Genomic DNA, 19357 nt, shown 5'->3' with positions numbered 1-19357 from the left:
GTGCCGGCCCGGCACCGCCTAGGACGTCAGCGCGCCGCGACCTGCGCGTTGCTGCCGGTCAGCGGCTTGGCGATGCGGAAGCGGACCTGACGGCCGTCGACGTCGCCGGTGACGAGGCGGTCGCGGACCACGAAGCGGAACGGTTCGCCGCTGTTCTTGATCGTGCCGGTCAGCACGGTCGCGCCGTCGGCGGTGACGCTGCGGTCGTAGTTGAAGGTGTAGCCGTCGCGGCTGATCTCGTTCGCCTGTGCGGCGAGGGTGGGAACCAGCAGGCCGGTGGCGACCAGGGCGACACGAAGGGCGGCGGCAACGACGAAAGCGCGCATGATGTTTCTCCGGTGGTGGTGGGATCGGCGCTCCGCTCGCGCCGTTTCGTTGCCGGAGATATGCCGTTGTGCAGTGCGATATCGCAACTGCACAGGTTTTCATCGTAATTGCAAAAACCGAAATCGTTATTCGGGAAGGAAGTGGCTCACCACGTCGCGCGCCAGCCGCGCCGGGCGGCGGGTGATCGAATCGAGCGAGCACCAGGTGCTCTTCACCTCGGCCAGCACCTCCTCGCCCCGGCGGATCAGCGTCGAGAAATAGGCGCGCACCCCCTCGACCCGTTCGGCGACCACGGTCGCGACGATCTCGTCGTCGAGGAAGGCGGGGCGGCGATAGGTGATCTCATGGCGGAGCGCGACCCACAGGTGGCGCGCGACCGCCTCGGCCGGGGCGGTGCGCTCCCAATAGGCGACCACCGCGTCCTGTACCCACGACAGGTACACCGCGTTGTTGACATGACCCATATGGTCGATGTCGCCGGGATTGACCGCGAGCGGATGCTGGTGCGCCATGGGGATATGCTGGGCGCTATTGACATGACTGTCAATGCGCGTCGTGGCTCAGCCCCGATGGAGCGTTGCTGCCATGCTGCCGTTCGTCATTCCCGCGCAGGCGGGAATCCATAGACGCTGCCGTTTCGGATCGATCACGACCGACATGGTGTATGGCTTCCCGCCTGCGCGGGAATGACGGGAGGATCAGCGCTTCCCCACCACGCTTTCGGGCAGGTCCTTGCCGAACACCCGCTGGTAATATTCCGCCACCAGCGCGCGTTCCGCCTCGTCGCACTTGTTCAGGAACGACAGGCGGAAGGCGAAGCCGACATCGCCGAAGATCAGCGCGTTCTGCGCCCAGGTGATGACGGTGCGCGGGCTCATCACGGTCGAGATGTCGCCGTTGACGAAGCCGCGGCGGGTCATGTCCGCCACGCGGACCATCTTCTCCACCGTCTCCTTGCCGCCGACCTTGTCGTATTCGCCCGACTTGGCGAGCACGATCCGCGCCTCGGTGGCGGCGGGCAGGTAGTTCAGGGTCACGACGATGTTCCAGCGGTCCATCTGGCCCTGGTTGATCTGCTGCGTGCCGTGATACAGGCCCGAGGTGTCGCCCAGGCCCACGGTGTTGGCGGTGGCGAACAGGCGGAAGTACGGGTTGGGGCGGATCACGCGGTTCTGGTCGAGCAGCGTCAGCTTGCCCTCCGTTTCCAGCACGCGCTGGATCACGAACATCACGTCGGGGCGCCCGGCGTCATATTCGTCGAACACCAGCGCGGTCGGCGTCTGGAGCGCCCAGGGGAGCAGCCCCTCGCGGAATTCCGTGACCTGCTGCCCGTCCTTCAGCACGATCGCGTCGCGCCCGATCAGGTCGATGCGGCTGATATGCGCGTCGAGGTTGATGCGGATGCACGGCCAGTTGAGGCGCGCCGCGACCTGTTCGATATGGGTCGACTTGCCGGTGCCGTGATAGCCCTGCACCATCACCCGCCGGTTGAAGGCGAAGCCCGCGAGGATCGCGAGCGTCGTGTCGGGATCGAACACATAGGCCGGATCGGCATCGGGCACGCGCTCGTCGGCGACCGAGAAGGCGGGGACTTCGAGATCGCTGTCGATCCCGAAGACCTCGCGCACCTGCACCATCTTGTCCGGCGCGGCGAGGATGGTGGTGTCGCTGGTCTGGGGCGGGGTGTCGGTGATGCTCATGCGGGCCTTTCGCTGCCCCGGCAGGGGGCGGGTCGCGCGTCTGATAGGACGAACCGGGGGTGCGGCTCAACCGGGTTGGTCGGGGGAGAGGAACGGGGCGGGCGGGGGCGGGGTTCCGTCCGCTTTACTCCCCGCCCTGTCAGGGCGGGGCGTCCGATCAATAGGCGATCCGCCACAGCCGCAGCGGCGATCCCTTCGGCAACGGCACCGGGGTCAGCCAGTCGAACCGCTCGCCCTTCGCCAGCCGTCCGTAGAAGCCGTCCGGCGACCGCGCGCGATAGTTGGTCGTCTCCGCCATGTTGGGGCAGGTGAGCAGATAGGTCGCGCCGTGGCGCTGCGCGATCCGGCGGAACAGCGCCGGATCGCCCTGGAACGCATGATGCACGTCGAGGATCGCGTCGCCGTTGCGGTGATACGGCCCGGTGATGCCGTCGTGATGCGTCGCGACGATCAGCCGCGGCCCCAGATCGACATGGGTGAACATGACGGCGGGCGGCAGGCGGTCGAGCGCCTGCAACGCGGGCAGGCTGGCGCAGCGGGCGCCGGCGCGCAGCACCAGCTTCGTCCGCGCATCGGGCGGGTCGATCCGGAATCGCTGCACGATCAGGCTGACGGCGGTGCTGGAGAGCAGCAGGAACGCCGCCACCGTGCCGCCGACGCGCACCAGCGGGCTGCGGTGCGTCAGCAACCACGGCACCACGATCCATGCCAGCGCCACCGTGCCGGGCACCGCCAGCAACTGCGCGGCGGGGCCGGAGCGGATCTGCCAGAACAGCATGGCGACCGCAAAGGCGGTGAACAGCGCGACCGCCGCCCAGCCGACGACCGCCGCCGACCGCCGTGCCCGCCATGTCGCATAGAGCGCGCCGACCAGCCCGACGAGCGGCCCGGTCACGATCGGCAGGATCGTGCGCCACGGCATGGCATATAGCGGCTTGGCCTCGCGCACGTTGTTCAGCCAGATGCGCGTCAGTTCGTCCGACACGCCTTCGGGCCGGTGGAGGCAGTTGGGGAAGAGCGTGGCGAAGGTCGCCGCCAGCGCGCCGCCCGCCACCAGCGCCAGCACCAGCCGCAGCCACAACGCGCGGGGATTGGCCCATGCCAGCAGCACCAGCAACGCCCCGCCCGCGACCACCGCCGACAGCCATACCGGGGTCAGCGCGTCGCAGCGCATCGCGTAATTGGCGTTGGAGGCGAAGGCGACGAACCCGCCCGCATTGCCCCCGGCCAGCACCGCGCCATAGACCGCCAGCCGCCGCGACTCGGCGCGGTCCCACACCCAGCGCAGCGCGACGATCGCCCCGGCCATGCCGCAATAGGGCAGCAGTTCCAGCCCGATGTTGAGCGACACCGCCGACGACAGCGCGACCGCAAGCCCGCCGCGCGCGCGCTTCGGATCGGCCAGCCCCGCAACGGTCCACGCAAGGCAGGCGAGCTGCCAGCCGTGATGGTCGATCCGCTCGGGCATGAACATCAGCAGCGTCGACGAACAGCCGAGCAGGAAGATCACCGCCAACGGCCATGCCATCGGCGCGACCAGCCGCCGCACCGTCACCGCCAGCGCGACCATCGCCACCCCCATCGGCAGCAGCGGCGCGATGCCCACCGCCAGCCGCTCCGCCCATGCCGTGCCCGCAAAGGGTTTCAGCAGCAGGATCAGCGCGGCGATCGGCAGGTCGACGATCCGCGACCAGTGGATGTCGAGGCCGCCGGGCGGGTTCAGCCGGTATTGGCGCAGGTCGTACCACGCCTGCCCGTTCAGCCACGCGCGGACCTGCATCAACCGCATGTTGTCGTCGGTGTCCGACAGCGCCAGCCAGTGCACCGCGTTCCAGCGGTTCCACAGGAAGTACGCGGCAAGCACGGCCCAGGCGAGCAGCGCCCAGCGCAGCCAGTGGCGCTCCAGACCCTGTGGCAGCGTGGCTCGGTCGTTCAAAATCGCTTCCCCCGGCACGCGGACCATTCTACGGCGCATGTCCAAGCGTCGCGCTGTATCGCACGGCGCGCAAAGGGCAAGACGTGGACGCGGTGACCGGACGGATCGAACGATTGCGGGACAGCGGCGTGCTGGGGCAGCTCGTGCGCTTCGGCATCGTCGGGCTGCTCTCGACCGGCATCTATTCGGCGGTGTATCTGCCGCTGGTCTATTGGGTGCTGCCCGCTGGCCGCGCGTTCCTCGCGGTGCCGCCCGCCTTCCTCGTCGCCGCCGCCTTCGGCTTCTTCGCGCATGGCCGCTGGAGCTTTCAGGGGCATGGGAGCCGCGATGCGGGCGCGGTGCAGCCGGTCAAGTTCATGGTGGTGCAGGGGTTCGGCATGGTGCTGAACGCGCTGTTCACGCTGGTGCTGGCCGACTGGATGGGGCTGGCCGAATGGGTGCCGCTGGTGCCCGCGATGCTCGTCACCCCCTTCGCCACCTTCGCGCTCAACCGTACATGGGTATTCGGATAAGATGGACCGCATCGTCTATGACCGCATGGCGGCGCATGATTCCACGCACTGGTGGTATCGCGCGCGGCGCGAGATCCTCGCCGATTATGTCGAGCGCTACGCCGGGCTGAAGCCGGGCGCGCGCATCCTCGAGATCGGCTGCGGCACCGGGCACAACCTGCCGATGCTGGGCGCGTTCGGGACGGTCGACGCGATCGAGATCGATCCGGCGGCGCGCGCCATCGCCAGCGAACGGCTGGGCAAGCCGGTCGGCACCGCGCCGCTGCCGGGGCTGGACGGCGTGACCGCGAAGTACGACATGATCGCCGTGCTCGACGTGGTCGAGCATATCGAGGACGATGTGGCGACGTTCCGCGGCATGGCCGACCGGCTGGCGCCGGGCGGCAAGATCCTCGTCACGGTCCCGGCACACCAGTGGATGTGGAGCGCGCACGACGTGGTGAACCATCACCACCGGCGCTATTCCAAGGCCACGCTGGCGAAGGCGATCGCGGATGCGGGGCTGCGCCACAACGGCCTGCGCTACTTCAATTCGCTGCTGTTCCCGGCGGCGGTGGCCGCGCGGGTCGCGGGCAAGCTGACCGGGAAGGACGACAGCGACGATTCGCCGCCGCCGGGGCCGCTCAACAAGGCGTTCGAGGCGATCTTCCGGCTGGAGCGCCATCTGGTCGGGCGGGTGCCGCTGCCGCCGGGGCTGTCGATCGTGACGCTGGTGGAGCGGGGGTAGGGGCGTCCGGCGCGCTAAGCCGTAGACCAGTATCGCATCGGCTCATGTCACCGCTCAGTCAGGATCGCGCTGGTGGTGGAAACCATGTCAGATGTCCATGCGCCAATAACCTCGGAAGACGAAACCGAGTTGGATCAGGGCAACCATGGCAAACGCGACTGCACACGCACGGTGCAACGCGCTGTGGATGTCGCCAGTCAAGACGCCATAGGCGATACCTATCCACGCTGGGACACCTACGAACACGGCAAGATAGCGAGCCCATATGGGTTGGACGCTCCAGTGGCCTTCCGCCAGCGTCTGGGGCTCTTCCTTGGCGAACAGCTTCAAGCTCGATTCCTCCACGATTTGCGGATGATGTCAGCCTGCCGCCCACGCGGCAATCGCATTCCGCTCTATGGGTTCACGGCCTGATTGCCGGATCAGCCGTTCTTACACCGTATTTCGTCATTCCCGCGCAGGCGGGAATCCATAGCCGCCGACGCTTCCTGACCGGTTCGTGACGGCAGCGCATATGGACTCCCGCCTGCGCGGGAGTGACGAGAAGGGGGGCGACGATCGCCCTCTACCCACGCTTCCGCCCCCACCGCCACTTCGGCCCCGCCGACTGCAACACCCCGCGCCGGAACAGCCGCGCGCCGAGCGTGATCGTCAGCGTCACCCACAGCAGCTGCCACGCGATCGCCGCCAGATGCGGCCACACCGCGCCGTCGGTCGCCGCGCGCGCCGCCATGGCGAAGGGCGAGCTGAACGGGAACAGCTGTGCCGCGGTCGCCACCCAGCTGCCCGGATTGCTGACCGCCGCCAGCGCGAAGCCGAACATCGCCATCTGGAAGATGGTGATGGGCAGCGACAGCATCTGGATTTCGCGCGGCGTGGATGCCTGCGCGCCGATCGTCAGGAACACCGATCCCAGCAGCATATAGGCCATGGTGAAATAGACGATGTAGAGCGCGGCGAAGGCGGGGAAGCCGAGCGCGGGAACGATGCCCGCCAGCCCCTGCGCCATCTCCGGCGGCAACAGCGCGCCGATGTTCGCGCCGACCGTGACCCAGAAGGCGAGGAACAGTACCGCCACCCCGAACATGCCGATCAGCTTGCCGAGGAACACCGATTCGAGCGGCACGGCGGCGGCGAGCACCTCGATCACCTTGTTCGAGCGTTCCTCCGCCATGGTGCCGACCGCCTGTCCGGCAAGCATCAGCGTGACGACGAACAGCGTGACCACCGCGAAGAACCCCGCCGCATTCTTGCCGCCGAGCGAGGTGCTGCTGCGCGCCACGCGGGTGAAGGTCGGGCGCGACAGCTTCGTGGGGCCCAGCCCGCTGCGCACGTCGCGGGTCGCCGCCTCCGCCAGCATCGCCAGATAATCGGCGGTGGTCGAGGTGACATTGGCATGCACCAGTTGCGGCCGATCGAGCGGGCCGTAGAGGACCGAGGGCACGTCGATCGTCGGATCGGCCAGCAGCGCGCGCGCCTGCGCCGCCGGATCGGCGGCGGGGGCGACCGTCACCAACGGAGGAAAGGCACGGTCGCGCGCGGGGATGCCGGGGCGGATGCGCGCGTCGGCGGCGCGCAGCCGCGCGGCGTCGGCGGGGGCGGCGATGGCGTAGATGCGCTCCTTGCCCGCCGCGCCCTTGCCCACGGTGGCGGCACCCAGCCCGCCGACCGCGCCGAACCCGGCGAACAGCAGCGGGGCGAGCAGGAACAGCAGGAACATCGGCGTCATCACCGTGGCGGTGAAATCCCGCCTTGCGATGGTCAGCGTCTGGCGGACCAGCTTGCGCGCGCCGCTCATGCCGCCTGCTCCGCCGCCGCTTCGCCGACGATGCGGACGAAGGCATCGTGCAGGCCCGGCCGTTCGATCGACAGCCCCGATATGCCGTGCCCCGCGTCGATCAGCCGCACCAATATCCCCTCGATCCCCTCCGGCGGCAGGGTGAAGCGCCAGCCGCCGCCGCGCGACGCATCGACCGGCTGCGCATCGGCGGGCAGCAGCGCGGCGATGGCGGGCGAGGGATGGTGCGGCACATAGTGCGCCTTCATCGGCAGCATCGCGCGGGCATCGTCCACCGTGCCCTCGAACCGGCGCTTGCCGCCCGCGATGATGCACAGGCGATCGCACAGCCGTTCGGCATGGGCCATGACATGGGTCGAGAACAGGATCGTCGCCCCCCGGTCGCGCTCGGCACGGATCAGCGCCTCCAGCCGTTCCTGATTGACCGGATCGAGGCCGGAGAAGGGTTCGTCGAGCACGAGGAATTCGGGCGCATGGACGACGCTGCCGAGCAGCTGGACGAACTGCGCCATGCCCTTGGACAGCTTGCGGATCTTGCTGTCGGCGGCGTGGCCGAGGCCTGCCGCCTCCAGCATCTCGCCCGCGCGCTTGCGCCCCTGCGACCAGTCCAGCCCGCGCAGCGCACCCATGAAGGCGATCGCCTCGCGCGCCTTCATGCCGGGATAGAGGCCGCGTTCCTCGGGGAGGTAGCCGACCCGGTCGGATGCGTCGCGGGGCGCGGCGTACCCGAGCAGGCTGCGATGCCCCTCGTCGGGTTCGATGATGCCGAGCAGCATGCGCAGCGTCGTCGTCTTGCCCGCGCCATTGGGGCCGAGCACGCCGTACACCGCACCGGTCGGCACGTTCAGGTCGATCCCGTCGACCACGCGCCGGTCGCCGAACCGCTTGACCAGTCCGGTGGCGCTGAGCGCCCAAGCATCGCCGTCCAACGCCATCCCCCCTGTCGCCGGGACTTCAGCACCGGACGATTACAGGGTAGCGGGGAGTGATGCGCCAGCACAAGGCCCCCCCCGGCGATATCGCCGATGCGATCCGCGCGAAGGCGGCGGAGCTGGGCTTCGTCGCCTGCGGCATCGCGCGCGCCGATGCCGCGCCGCGCACCGCCGAGCGGCTGCGCCAGTGGCTGGACGAGGGGCGGCACGGATCGATGATCTGGATGGAGGAACGCAGCCAACAGCGCGGCTCGCCCAAGGGGCTGTGGGGCGAGGTGCAAAGCGTGATCGCGCTCGGCATGAGCTATGCCCCCGCCGTCGATCCGCTGGCGCTGGAAGGCGTGGGGGATCGCGGGCGCATCTCGGTCTATGCGCAGGGCGGCGATTACCACGATGTGGTCAAGAAGGCGTTGAAGGCGCTGGGCCGCTGGCTGGCGCAGAGTGCGGGATGCGACCTGAAAGTGTTCGTCGATACCGCGCCGGTGATGGAGAAACCGCTGGCGGAGGCGGCGGGGCTGGGGTGGCAGGGCAAGCATACCAACCTTGTCAGCCGCGATCATGGCAGCTGGCTGTTCCTCGGGGCGATCTATACCACGCTCGACCTGACGCCCGATCGGGCGGGGCGCGACAGTTGCGGATCGTGCGATGCGTGCCAGCGGGCGTGCCCGACCGATGCGTTCCCTGCACCCTATCGCCTCGATGCCAGGCGCTGCATCTCCTATCTGACGATCGAGCATGCCGGGCCGATCCCGGTCGAGTTCCGCGAACGCCTGGGCAACCGCATCTATGGCTGTGACGATTGTCTCGCGGTGTGCCCGTGGAACAAGTTCGCCGCGCATGCCGCCGCGAACCGCGCCTTCGCCGCGCGGGCGGAGTTCGCCGCGCCCCGCCTCGCCGACCTGCTGGCGCTGGACGATGCGGCGTTCCGCGAGGTGTTCCGCGGATCGCCGATCAAGCGCATCGGGCGTAATCGCATGGTGCGCAACGCGCTGATCGCGGCGGGGAACAGCGGCGATGCGGCGCTGGTCGCGCCGGTCGCGGCGCTGCTGGGCGATGCCGACCCGGTAGTGGCGGAGGCGGCGGCGTGGGCGATGGCCGCGCTGTCCGCCGCGCCGCAGCGATCGGAGGCGTGAGGACGGCAGGGGGGGGCGGCTCCCGGACCGGTCGACATCGAGCGGGAGCGGGGATGAAACTCCCCGCCCTTGTCGGGATTTCCGTGCGACAGTCCAAGGCCAACCCTTGATCCTGCCGTACCCCCGCGCAGGCGGGGGTACGGAAAAGGGCTTTCGCAGAAGAATTCTTGTCGGGGGAGGAGAGGGACCGAGCCGGTTGCTGCGTGTCGATCGGCCCTAGCCGTCGCTGACCCGGCGCGCCTTGATCGCGCGCCATGCCGGTTCGGCGCGGTCGTTCTTGATGACGATCGTCTCGACCTCGTCGAATTCCTCTAGTTCCAGCGCCTCGCTGACCGAGACGGGATAATAGACCGATTCGTCGTTGTCGGCACGGATGCCATAGGCACCCCGGCCTTCGAGGCTGGAGGTGATGAAGCAGATGGCCTTGCCCGCCATGCAGGTTCCTTCCGGGTTAGATATCCTAGCTACGTAGCGTTGATGCCGCGGCGCACCACGACGGCAAGGACCATGCGCGCGTTGCGGGCGGGGTTCAAGCGGATGCGCGGCATGCCTGGGACGGATCGACCTTCAGCGATACGCATGCACTTTCGTCATTCCCGCGCAGGCGGGAATCCATAACCGCTGACGTTTCGACCGGATTCGCGACGCTGGCGCATATGGACTCCCGCCTGCGCGGGAGTGACGACAAGGAAATGGAGCGGTTTTCTTGCCTAGCGCGCTAACGGCTCGCGCGCGACGCCCGTGCGCGTCCTTCCGCCCGGCGGGCGTCGACCAGCCCGCGCAGGTTCAGTACCGCGCCGTCCTGCTGCGTGCCGACCCCGTTGGCGACCCCGAACGACGACCCCGCGATCGCGCGGGCCTGTGCGCGCAGTTCGCGCCCTTCGCGGCGGGTGAGTTCGCCGCGCCGCACCCCCTCGCGGATCGAACGGTCGATGCGGCGCGTCTCGCGGCCGCGCTGGAAGGCGGCGGGATCGACCGGGCGGAGGGGCCGCGTCTCGACGCTGCGCCCCCCGTCCCAGATCTGCGCCGGAGCGGGCGCGGCGAGCAGCATCAGGGGCAGCAGGAGGGCGAGACGCATCGGCGGTTCCTCGGCGGGGGTGCGCCATCGTAGCGCAGATCGACCTTCAGCGATATGCGTGGATTTTCGTCATTCCCGCGCAGGCGGGAATCCATAACCGCTGACGTTTCGACCGGATTCGCGACGCTGGCGCATATGGACTCCCGCCTGCGCGGGAGGGACGACAGGAAAGCGGATCGGCTTTCCTGCTTCGGCGAACGGAATGTCGATCGGGCCGAGCGCGGGGGCGGCGCGCAATCGACTCCGGCTTTTCCTGCGCTGCGGCATGGGGTAACGCACCCTCCCATGATCCGTCCCGCCCTCTCCGTCGTCGTGCCCTGTTACAACGAAGCCGCCTGTCTCGACGTGCTGCACGCGCGCGTGTCGGCGGCGGTGCGCGCGGTCGTCGGCGACGATCACGAGATCGTGCTGGTCAACGACGGGTCGCGCGACCAGAGCTGGGCGGTGATGGAGCGGCTCGCCGCCGCCGATCCGCGGCTGGTGGCGATCAACCTGTCGCGCAACCACGGCCACCAGCTGGCGCTGACCGCCGGGCTGGACCTGTGCGCGGGCGAACGCATCCTCATCATCGACGCCGACCTGCAGGACCCGCCCGAGCTGATCGGCGACATGCTGGCAAAGATGGACGGCGAGGGGGCCGACGTGGTGTATGCCGTCCGGCGCAAGCGCGAGGGCGAGACCTTCTTCAAGAAGCTGACCGCGTCGCTGTTCTACCGCGTGCTCGACCGGGTGACGGACACGCCGATCCCGCTCGACACCGGCGATTTCCGGCTGATGAGCAGGCGCGCGCTGGATGCGTTCCTGTCGCTGCCCGAACAGGCGCGCTTCATCCGCGGGATGGTGGCGTGGGTCGGCTTCCGGCAGGTGCCCTTCCCCTATGACCGCGACGAGCGGCTGGCGGGCGAGAGCAAATATCCGCTGGGCAAGATGATCCGCTTCGCACTCGACGCGGTGACGGGTTTCTCCACCGCGCCGCTCCGGCTCGCCAGCCATCTGGGGCTGGTGCTGACCGCGCTGTCGCTGCTGCTGTTCGCCTATATCGCCGTGGGCTGGATTTCGGGGAGCGCGGTGCAGGGCTGGACCTCGACGATGCTGGTCGTCGTGTTCCTCGGCGCGGTGCAGATGTTCGTGCTGGGGATGATCGGCGAATATCTCGGGCGGCTGTATGTCGAATCGAAGCGGCGGCCGCTGTATCTGGTCGCCGATGTCGCCGGGCCGGTGAAGGGCCGCGCGAGCCTGGGGTATCGTGCGGGCGATCATGGCGAGGTGACGGTGGCGCCGGTGCTGCCCGAGGTGGGGCAGTAGGGGGTTTTCACGCGAAGGCGCGAAGGCACGAAGAAGGTTTTAGCCGCGCAGAGACGCGGAGGCGCGGAGCCGCTGTGTTCGCGGCGCAGCCGCTCTCCATCATTGCCGCAGGAGATACAGCCGCTGGCGCGGCGGAGCGATCCACTGACGCAACCTCTTTGCGCTTCCGCGTCTCTGCGCGAACCATCCCTTCTACTTCTTCGCGTCTTCGCGCCTTCGCGTGGAAACCCGAAAATTCAAACCTCCGCCCAGCGGCGCAGCAGGTTGTGGTACACGCCGGTCAGTTCGATCACCGAACGGTCGCCGTGCCCCAGTTGCCCGGCCAGCCGCTGGATCGCGCGGTCCATGTCGAACAGGATGCGGCGTTCGCCGTCGCCGCGCACCATCGACTGGATCCAGAAGAACGACGCGACCCGCGCCCCCCGCGTCACCGGTTCGACCCGGTGGAGCGACGAGGCGGGATAAAGGACCATGTGCCCGGCGGGCAGCTTGACCGACTGGATGCCGAACAGGTCCTCGATCACCAGCTCGCCGCCGTCATAGTCGGCGGGGTCGGACAGGAACAGCGTCGCCGACAGGTCGGAACGGATGCGGAAGTCGCTGCCGCGCTGGATGCGCACCGCATTGTCGACATGCGCGCCGAACGCCTGCCCCCCGGCATAGCGGTTGAACAGCGGCGGAAAGACCTTCGCGGGCAGCGCCGCCGCGACGAACGGCGGGCAGCGCCCCAATGCGTCGAGCACCCGCCCGCCGCCCTCGCGCGCCGCCGCCGATCCTTCGGCCAGTTGCGCATTGCGCTTGGCCAGCGCCGATTGCGGGCCGGAGGTGACGTTGCCGTCCACCCAGTCGCCGCCGTCGATCAGCGCGCGCAGGTCGGCGACGCCTCGGGCGTCCAGCACGTCGGGAATTGCGATCAGCATGGGAAGGGCTCCTTCCGGACGAAAAGGGCCTGTCCCCGGCGGGGAACCGGGAACAGGCAGGGTCTGACGCGAGGCGGGGGCTGCCCGGTCAGAAGCTCTTGAACACGCTCAGCACCGCCTGTCGCCGGTCGCCGGGCATCGCCCAGCCGCCGGTGACGACGCCGGTCGTGGCATTCACGTTGTTGCGCACGTTCACGACATAGCGTTCGTCGGTCAGGTTCTGCACGTTGAGTTGCAGGCTCCACCCCTGACCGATCGTGTAGCCGAGATAGGCGCGGTGGATCAGATAGTCGTCCGCCTCGGTCGCACGCGCATTGGCGAGGTTGGGCGCATAGGTGGTGAAGCTGCCCTGGTAGGTGAGGCCGTAGCCCAGCTCCAGTCCGAACGGCAGCCGCCATGTGCTGAACAGGCTGCCCGAATGCTCCGGCGTCTGGACGAGGCGCGCGCCCGCCTGCGGATCGGGGTTCGCCGCGCTGTTGCCGCAGCCGGTGCGGCCCGGATTGGCGAGGCAGAAGTCGGACACCGACTGGCGCACCTTGCCGTCGAGATAGGTGTAGTTGGCGAAGATCGTCCAGCCGGGCAGGATGCTGCCCGACGCGCCCAGCGCCACGCCGTCCACCCGGCTCTTGCCGTCCAGCACCTGCACGCTCGGCAGCAGCGGGTCGTTCGAGGCGACGCGGTAGTTGGTGCGTTCGTTGCGGAACAGCGCGGCGGTCAGTTCCAGCTTGCCGTCCATCAGCCCGGCCTTGACCCCGGCTTCGTAGTTCTTCGCGGTTTCGGGCGCGACGTTGCAGGTGTCGGTGACGATGTTGTTCGACACGCTGACGCAACCGCCGCGCACGCTGACCGAGGACGGGGTGCGGGCGTTGCCGTAGGCGCCGTACAGGCTGACCGCCTCGACCGGGTGGAACACCGCGCCGACGCGGTAGGAGAACAGCCGTTCATCGTTGACCTGCAACGCCTGGAGCGCGGCGGCGGGCTGGGTGACGCCGGGGGCGAGGGCGACGAGCGGCAGCGCGCGGAACTCGGCGCGCTGATGCTCCCAGCGGACGCCGCCGTTCAGCTCGAAATAGCGTCCCAGCTCGAGCGTGTCGAACGCATAGACCGCGACGTTCCGCGAGGTGCCGCGCGACCGGGCGGTGGTGACGTAGTTGACCGGGCCGCGGTATGCCGTGTCGGGGTTGACGATCGCCAGCAGCGGCAGCGGCGTCGTCGCCGAACCGTCGGCATTGCGCAGCAGCGAGCCGCTGGTGATCGCATAATCCTCGACCATCGCGCTCATGCCGATGTTGGCGACGTTGCGGATGCCGCCCCCGGCCCCGTGTTCCAGCCGGAGATCGGTCTGGTTGACCAGCAGCTGGTTCTCCTGGTCGCGCACCAGCCCGCGCGGGCCGCTCGGCAGCCAGTTGCCGGGCGTGACCGTTGCGGGACAGGCGAGGCCGGTCGGGTTGGTGGCGCTGGTCGCCACCGGCTGGCGACCGCTGGCGAGGCAGAAGGCGCCCTGCGGCGCGCTGGTCACGGTGTACTGGCCGACGCGCTGCCAGCGGGTGAGGTTGCGCACCGAGACATGGGCATCGACCGCATGGGCGAAGGTGGCGGTGAGGCGGTCGACGGTCTGTTCCTGCCGGTCGAGGTTGCGATAGCCGTAGTAATCGCTGCGGTCGGTACTGGGCAGGAAGCCGCCGATCACGCCGTTGTCGAAATAGGGCAGGCCGTAGAGCGGCGTATTGTCGTCGCGCTGGTGGACAAGGCTGAGCGTCAGGCTGGTCGGCGTGCCGATGCCGATCGTGACCGACGGGGCCACGCCCCAGCGCTCGAACTTCTCCACGTCGCGGCCCGGCACGTCGTTATGGTGATAGGCGGCGTTCAGGCGCACCGCGACGGTATCGGCCACGCGGCGGTTGGCGTCGATCGCGCCGCGGTAATAGGCGTCGGTGCCGACCGACCCTTGCAGGATCGTCAGATCGTCCGCGTTCGGCGCCTTGCTGACGAGGTTGATCGTGCCGCCGACCGATCCCGATCCGTTGAAGACCGAGTTGGCGCCGTTATAGACCTCGATCTGTTGCAGGTTGAACGGATCGGTGCGGCTGTACTGGGCGCTGTCGCGGATACCGTCGACGGTGATGTCGTTCGCCGCCGAGAAGCCGCGCAGGTTGATCGAATCGCCATAGCCGCCGCCGCCCTCGCCCGCGCCGAAGGTGATGCCGGGCACGGTCTGGAGGATGTCGCGCAGCGTCTGGAGGTTCTGCTTGGCGATCACCTGATCGGAGACGACGGTGACCGTCTGCGGCGTGTCGATCAGCGCGGCGGTGGCCTTCGGGCTTTCGAGCGTCTCGACGCGCCGGCCCTCGACCACGATCGTCTGCGGATCGGCGGGCGCGGTGTCGCGCGGGTCGGCATGGGCGGGCGCGGAGGCGATGAAGCCGACGCAGGCGAGGGCGAGGAACGCGGGCGAGGCGCCCGCGGCGGTGGTGGTATCGGTCACGAATATCCCCTTTCGTTACCGACCCGCTATTGCGATGCGTTCGCAGAGTCAATGCTAATGCGAATGGGTTTCAACTTTGTCGGGGAGGGGAGAGGGAATCGCCCGTTCGGCGACCGCCGCCAGCAGCCACGACCGGATCGCACTGGCCAGATTGGGCGGATCGGCGCTCTCGATCCGCGCGGCGTCGATCGCCGCGACCAGCGCGGACAGGGGCAGGGCGCGTGCCGCCGCCTGCGCCTCCAGCGCCGCCCAGAAGCCGGGTTCGAGGCTGATCGAGGTCGGATGCCCGGCGATGGTGATCGACCGCTTGACCGGCCCGCGAAAGCCGCCGGGCGGGGCGGCGACCCTCATTCGCTGTCGAACAGCGCCGCCAGCTGCTCGATCATCGTTCCGGCAAGCTGTTCGGCGTCCATGATCGTGACCGCGCGCGAATACCAGCGGGTCACGTCATGGCCGATGCCGATCGCGACCAGTTCGACCGGCGACTTGTTCTCGATATAGGCGATCACCTGCCGCAGGTGCCGTTCGAGATAGCTGCCCGAATTGACCGACAGGGTCGAATCGTCGACCGGCGCGCCGTCGCTGATGACCATCAGCACCCGGCGATCCTCGGGCCGGGCGATCAGGCGGTTGTGCGCCCACAGCAGCGCCTCGCCGTCGATATTCTCCTTCAGCAGCCCTTCGCGCATCATCAGCCCGAGCGACTTCTTGGCGCGCCGCCACGGCTCGTCCGCCTGTTTGTAGACGATGTGGCGCAGGTCGTTGAGGCGGCCGGGATGCGGCGGGCGGCCCTGCGCCAGCCATGCCTCGCGGCTCTGCCCGCCCTTCCACGCGCGGGTGGTGAAGCCGAGGATCTCGACCTTCACTCCCACCCGTTCGAGCGTGCGGGCGAGGATGTCGGCGCTGATCGCGGCGATGCCGATCGGGCGACCGCGCATCGATCCCGAATTGTCGATCAGCAGCGTGACGACGGTGTCGCGGAAGTCGGTATCGCGCTCGATCTTGTAGCTGAGCGACTGCGCAGGATTGATGACCACCCGCGCCAGCCGCGCGGCGTCGAGCAACCCTTCCTCCTGATCGAAATCCCACGATCGCGACTGCTGCGCCATCAACCGGCGTTGCAGCCGGTTGGCGAGCTTCGTCACCACCCCCTGCAACTGCACCAGCTGCTGGTCGAGATAGGCGCGCAGCCGCTCCAGTTCGTCGGCGTCGCACAGCTCGGTGGCGGCGATCACCTCGTCGAAACGGGTGGTGTAGGCGCGATAGTCGAACTGGGCGTTCAGGTCGGGGGGCGCGCGGTTGGGGCGCACCGGCATCATGCCGCCCTCGTCCTCGCCGTCGGCCATGTCGTCGCCGTCGATCTCGCGGTCGTCCTGCGCATCGTCGGAGGGGCCTTCGGCGGAATCGTCGCTGCGATCCTCGCCGCGGGCCTCGACCTGGCCTTCGCCGCCCTGCTGCTCGCCGTCGTCGTTGCCGTCGTCGTCGGGGGTCTGGTCGTCCTCGCCCTCGGCGTCGTCGCCGCCGTCGTCGGCTTCCTCCGGCTCTACCTCGCCCTCGACCAGTTCGAGGTCCTCGAGCAGGCGGGTGATGCTGCGCCCGAACGCCTGCTGGTCGGCGATGAGCGGGGCGAGCGCATCGAGCTGCTTGCCCGCGCGCGCCTCGATCCAGTCGGTGATAAGCGCCATGCCCGGCGCCGCCGCCGCCGGGGGCAGCCGCCCGGTCAGCCGTTCGCGCACCAGCAGCTGCACCGCGGTCGACAGCGGCACCTCGGCGCGGGTGCGCGCCCGCGTGATCGGGTCGGAGCGCATGCGCAAGGCGAGCGCATGGTCGAGGTTGTCGGCGATCCCGGCATAGCCCGCCGATCCCAGCGCATCGACCCGCGCCTGTTCGACCGCATCGAACACCGCCCGCGCCACCGCGTCGCCGGGCGCGGCGCGGGCGTGGATCGCGGCATCATGGTGGCGCATCCTGAGCGCGAACCCGTCGGCGAGACCGCGCGCCTCGGCCACCTGATCGGCGGGAAGGGCGCGGGCGGGCATCGGCACCTTGATATGCTTGCCCGAGGCGACCGGCGCGTCGGCGGTGAAGCCCAGCTCGACCTCCGGCTCGTTCGCGATCGCGCGGGACGTACCGCGCAAGACGTCGCGGAACCGGTCGAGGGGGGAGTCCTGTGCCATGGGGGATGCTTTGGGGATTGGCGGTGCCGAGGGCAAGGGGGCAAGCTCCTCCCCGCTTGCGGGGAGGGGGACCGTCCGCGCAGCGGATGGTGGAGGGGGATCGCCGCGCACGCAGGCGTTCCGTATGCGGATGCCCCCCTCCACCATGCTGCGCATGGTCCCCCTCCCCGTGCCGGGGAGGAGCTTCAGACCCGTTCGGCTGCGTTCACGGCGTCCGCCGCGCGCAGGCCCGCGAGCAGCTTCATCAGATGCGCGGCGTCGCGCACCTCCACGTCGATGGTGTTGGTGTGGAAGGTGGTGTCGCGGTTGTCGAGCCGGAGGCCGAGGATGTTCGCCTTGTGCCCGCCGATCACCGTCGCCACCACGCCCAGCGCGCCGGGTTCGTTCTTCAGCGTCACCGCGATCCGCGCGGTCGCCCCTTCGGCATTGTTGCCCCAGGTCAGGTCGATCCAGTGGTGCGGATCGATCGCCTCGACGCGCGAACAGGCGATGTCGTGCACCTCGAACCGGCCGTCGTCGCTGCGCACGCCGATGATGCGGTCGCCGGGCACCGGATGACAGCAGGTGGCGAGGTCATAGCCGACGCCTGCGGTCAGCCCCTTGATCTCGATCGGCGCGCGCTGGGCGGGGATCGGTTCGGCCCTGGGATCGGCGACGGCGCCGGGCATCACCGCCTCCATCACCGCTTCCTCGGTCAGCTTGCCGCGCGCCAGCCCCTCGAACAGCGTCGCCGCATCGGCGATCTTGAGCCGCTTCAGCGCCTCGTCCAGCGCGTCGCTGCCCGCGGGTACGGGCAGGCGCGCGACCAGTTCGTGGTACAGCTTGGTACCCAGCGCCACCGTCTCCTCGCGCTCGCGCTGGCGGATGTAGCGGCGGATCGCGGCGCGCGCCTTGCCGGTGATCGCGAAGTTCAGCCAGTTCGCCTGCGGCCGCTGCGCCTTGGAGCGCAATATCTGTACCTGGTCGCCGTTCTTCAGTTCGGTACGCAGCGGCACCACCCCGCCGTTGACCTTCGCCCCCACCGCCTGGTCGCCCAGATCGGTGTGCACCGCATAGGCGAAGTCGATCGGCGTCGCGCCCTTGGGCAGCTGGTGCAGCTCGCCCTTGGGGGTAAAGGCGAAGATGCGGTCGGCATACATCGCCATGCGGGTGTGTTCGAGCAGCTCCTCCGGGCTTTCGGCATTGTCGAGGATCTCGACGAGGTCGCGGATCCAGCGCACCTGCGTGTCGGGGCGCACCGCATCCTGCTTGTAGGCCCAGTGCGCGGCGAGGCCGAATTCGGCCTGCGCGTGCATCTCGCGCGTGCGGATCTGCACCTCGATCCGCATGTTCTCGGCATGGATCACGCTGGTGTGGAGCGAGCGGTAGCCGTTGCGCTTGGGCGTCGAGATATAGTCCTTGAACCGCCCCGGCACCATCGGCCAGCGCCGGTGGATGATGCCGAGCGCGCGGTAGCATTCCTCCTCGGTGTCGACGATCGCGCGAAAGGCGATGATGTCCGAGAGTTGTTCGAGCGTGACGTGCCGCTCCGACATCTTGCGCCAGATCGAATAGGGATGCTTGCGCCGTCCCGACACCTCCGCCGCGATGCCGTGGCGGTCGAGCATCGCCTTCAGGTCGCCGCCGATCTTGGCGACGCGGTCGCCGCCGCCTTCCTCCAGCTGCGCGAGGCGGCGGGTGATCGATTCATATGCCTCGGGTTCGATCTCGCGAAATGCCAGCGTCTGCATCTCGTTCATGAACTCGTACATGCCGATCCGCTCGGCCAGCGGGGCATAGATGTCCATCGTCTCGCGCGCGATGCGCTTGCGCTTCTCGGGCTTGGCGATGTGGTGCAGCGTGCGCATGTTGTGCAGCCGGTCGGCCAGCTTCACCAGCAGCACGCGGATGTCGTCCGACATCGCCAGCAGGAACTTGCGCAGGTTCTCGGCGGCGCGCTCGTTCTCGGTCTGCGCCTCGATCTTGCTGAGCTTGGTCACGCCCTCCACCAGCCGGGCGACGTTCGCGCCGAACTTCGCCTCGATCTCCTCGTGCGTCGCCACCGTATCCTCGACGGTGTCGTGGAGGATCGCGGTGGCGATCGTCTCGTCGTCGAGATGCAGGTCGGTCAATATGCCTGCCACCTCGATCGGATGGCTGAAATAGGGGTCGCCCGAGGCGCGCTTCTGGCTGCCATGGGCGTGCATCGAGAAGACATAGGCGCGGTTCAGCAGGGCCTCGTCCGCATCGGGATCATAGGCCTTGACCCGCTCGACCAATTCATACTGGCGCAGCATGGGTTGAAGATGGGGCGAGGCAGGCGCGCTTGGCAACCGTTTTCGCCCCGC

18 protein-coding genes are annotated in these 19357 nt (G+C 68.9%); 4 read left to right on the top strand and 14 right to left on the bottom strand.

The window, feature by feature from the left end; genetic code table 11:
- Window positions 1-26: 26 nt before the first annotated feature.
- From ABLE43_RS16795 to ABLE43_RS16780, 4 genes are all read right to left on the bottom strand, one after another.
- Window positions 27-326: a hypothetical protein gene (locus tag ABLE43_RS16795; protein WP_348979535.1), complete on the bottom strand. Its 300-nt coding sequence runs from the start codon at window positions 324-326 to the stop codon at window positions 27-29.
- A gap of 126 nt (window positions 327-452) precedes the next feature.
- Window positions 453-839, bottom strand: coding sequence for an acyl-CoA thioesterase (locus ABLE43_RS16790; protein WP_348979534.1), 387 nt, complete (start codon window positions 837-839; stop codon window positions 453-455).
- 186 nt (window positions 840-1025) lie between these two features.
- The gene (cobS, locus tag ABLE43_RS16785; RefSeq protein WP_348979533.1) at window positions 1026-2027 is read right to left on the bottom strand and encodes a cobaltochelatase subunit CobS; all 1002 of its coding nucleotides are present in this window, start codon (window positions 2025-2027) and stop codon (window positions 1026-1028) included.
- Between the two features lie 157 nt (window positions 2028-2184).
- Entirely contained in the window at window positions 2185-3963 is a 1779-nt protein-coding gene (locus tag ABLE43_RS16780; RefSeq protein WP_348979532.1) for an AcrB/AcrD/AcrF family protein, read from the bottom strand.
- Between the two features lie 83 nt (window positions 3964-4046).
- On the opposite strand from ABLE43_RS16780, the gene ABLE43_RS16775 reads away from it, so the two are divergent.
- Window positions 4047-4475 carry a GtrA family protein gene (locus ABLE43_RS16775; RefSeq protein WP_348979531.1) on the top strand — a complete coding sequence of 143 codons (429 nt, stop codon included), beginning with the start codon at window positions 4047-4049 and terminating at the stop codon, window positions 4473-4475.
- A 1-nt stretch (window position 4476) separates the two neighbouring features.
- Window positions 4477-5202, top strand: coding sequence for a class I SAM-dependent methyltransferase (locus ABLE43_RS16770; protein ID WP_348979530.1), 726 nt, complete (start codon window positions 4477-4479; stop codon window positions 5200-5202).
- An 87-nt stretch (window positions 5203-5289) separates the two neighbouring features.
- Here ABLE43_RS16770 and ABLE43_RS16765 read toward each other — a convergent pair whose 3' ends face one another.
- The 3 genes from ABLE43_RS16765 to ABLE43_RS16755 form a co-directional block, all read right to left on the bottom strand.
- A complete protein-coding gene (locus ABLE43_RS16765) occupies window positions 5290-5532 on the bottom strand; it encodes a hypothetical protein (protein ID WP_348979529.1) in 243 nt (80 codons plus the stop codon).
- Between the two features lie 235 nt (window positions 5533-5767).
- Complete coding sequence (locus tag ABLE43_RS16760; protein ID WP_348979528.1) at window positions 5768-7000, bottom strand: ABC transporter permease; 1233 nt, start codon at window positions 6998-7000, stop codon at window positions 5768-5770.
- A complete protein-coding gene (locus ABLE43_RS16755) occupies window positions 6997-7935 on the bottom strand; it encodes an ABC transporter ATP-binding protein (protein ID WP_348979527.1) in 939 nt (312 codons plus the stop codon). Before ABLE43_RS16755 ends, ABLE43_RS16760 begins: the two co-directional genes overlap by 4 nt.
- Window positions 7936-7988: 53 nt before the next feature.
- Between ABLE43_RS16755 and queG the strand changes: the two genes are divergently transcribed.
- Complete coding sequence (gene queG, locus ABLE43_RS16750; RefSeq protein WP_348979526.1) at window positions 7989-9065, top strand: tRNA epoxyqueuosine(34) reductase QueG; 1077 nt, start codon at window positions 7989-7991, stop codon at window positions 9063-9065.
- Between the two features lie 216 nt (window positions 9066-9281).
- Here the strand turns inward: queG and ABLE43_RS16745 are convergent, their stop codons facing one another.
- Window positions 9282-9500, bottom strand: a complete 219-nt coding sequence (locus ABLE43_RS16745; protein ID WP_348979525.1) for a hypothetical protein — start codon at window positions 9498-9500, stop codon at window positions 9282-9284.
- 283 nt (window positions 9501-9783) lie between these two features.
- On the bottom strand, window positions 9784-10143 hold the full coding sequence (locus ABLE43_RS16740; protein ID WP_348979524.1) for a hypothetical protein: 360 nt from the start codon (window positions 10141-10143) through the stop codon (window positions 9784-9786).
- Between the two features lie 285 nt (window positions 10144-10428).
- Between ABLE43_RS16740 and ABLE43_RS16735 the strand changes: the two genes are divergently transcribed.
- Window positions 10429-11448, top strand: coding sequence for a glycosyltransferase family 2 protein (locus ABLE43_RS16735; RefSeq protein ID WP_348979523.1), 1020 nt, complete (start codon window positions 10429-10431; stop codon window positions 11446-11448).
- A gap of 236 nt (window positions 11449-11684) precedes the next feature.
- On the opposite strand, the gene ABLE43_RS16730 is transcribed toward ABLE43_RS16735, so the two are convergent.
- The 5 genes from ABLE43_RS16730 to ABLE43_RS16710 form a co-directional block, all read right to left on the bottom strand.
- Window positions 11685-12368, bottom strand: a complete 684-nt coding sequence (locus tag ABLE43_RS16730; protein ID WP_348979522.1) for a Fe2+-dependent dioxygenase — start codon at window positions 12366-12368, stop codon at window positions 11685-11687.
- Window positions 12369-12456: 88 nt separating this feature from the next.
- Entirely contained in the window at window positions 12457-14853 is a 2397-nt protein-coding gene (locus tag ABLE43_RS16725; RefSeq protein WP_348979521.1) for a TonB-dependent receptor, read from the bottom strand.
- A 54-nt stretch (window positions 14854-14907) separates the two neighbouring features.
- A complete protein-coding gene (locus ABLE43_RS16720; protein WP_348979520.1) occupies window positions 14908-15204 on the bottom strand; it encodes a ribbon-helix-helix domain-containing protein in 297 nt (98 codons plus the stop codon).
- Window positions 15201-17030 (bottom strand): cobaltochelatase subunit CobT, encoded by a 1830-nt coding sequence (cobT, locus tag ABLE43_RS16715; RefSeq protein ID WP_348979519.1) that lies wholly within the window; start codon window positions 17028-17030, stop codon window positions 15201-15203. The genes ABLE43_RS16720 and cobT overlap by 4 nt, the downstream gene beginning before the upstream one ends.
- 185 nt (window positions 17031-17215) lie before the next feature.
- Entirely contained in the window at window positions 17216-19306 is a 2091-nt protein-coding gene (locus ABLE43_RS16710) for a RelA/SpoT family protein (protein WP_348979518.1), read from the bottom strand.
- Between the last annotated feature and the right edge of the window lie 51 nt (window positions 19307-19357).

The organism is Sphingomonas silueang, assembly GCF_040049155.1.
GTDB lineage: Bacteria > Pseudomonadota > Alphaproteobacteria > Sphingomonadales > Sphingomonadaceae > Sphingomonas > Sphingomonas silueang.
The sequence above is the reverse complement of the archived record's forward strand: the minus strand, read 5'-3'. Positions and strand labels throughout refer to the sequence as shown.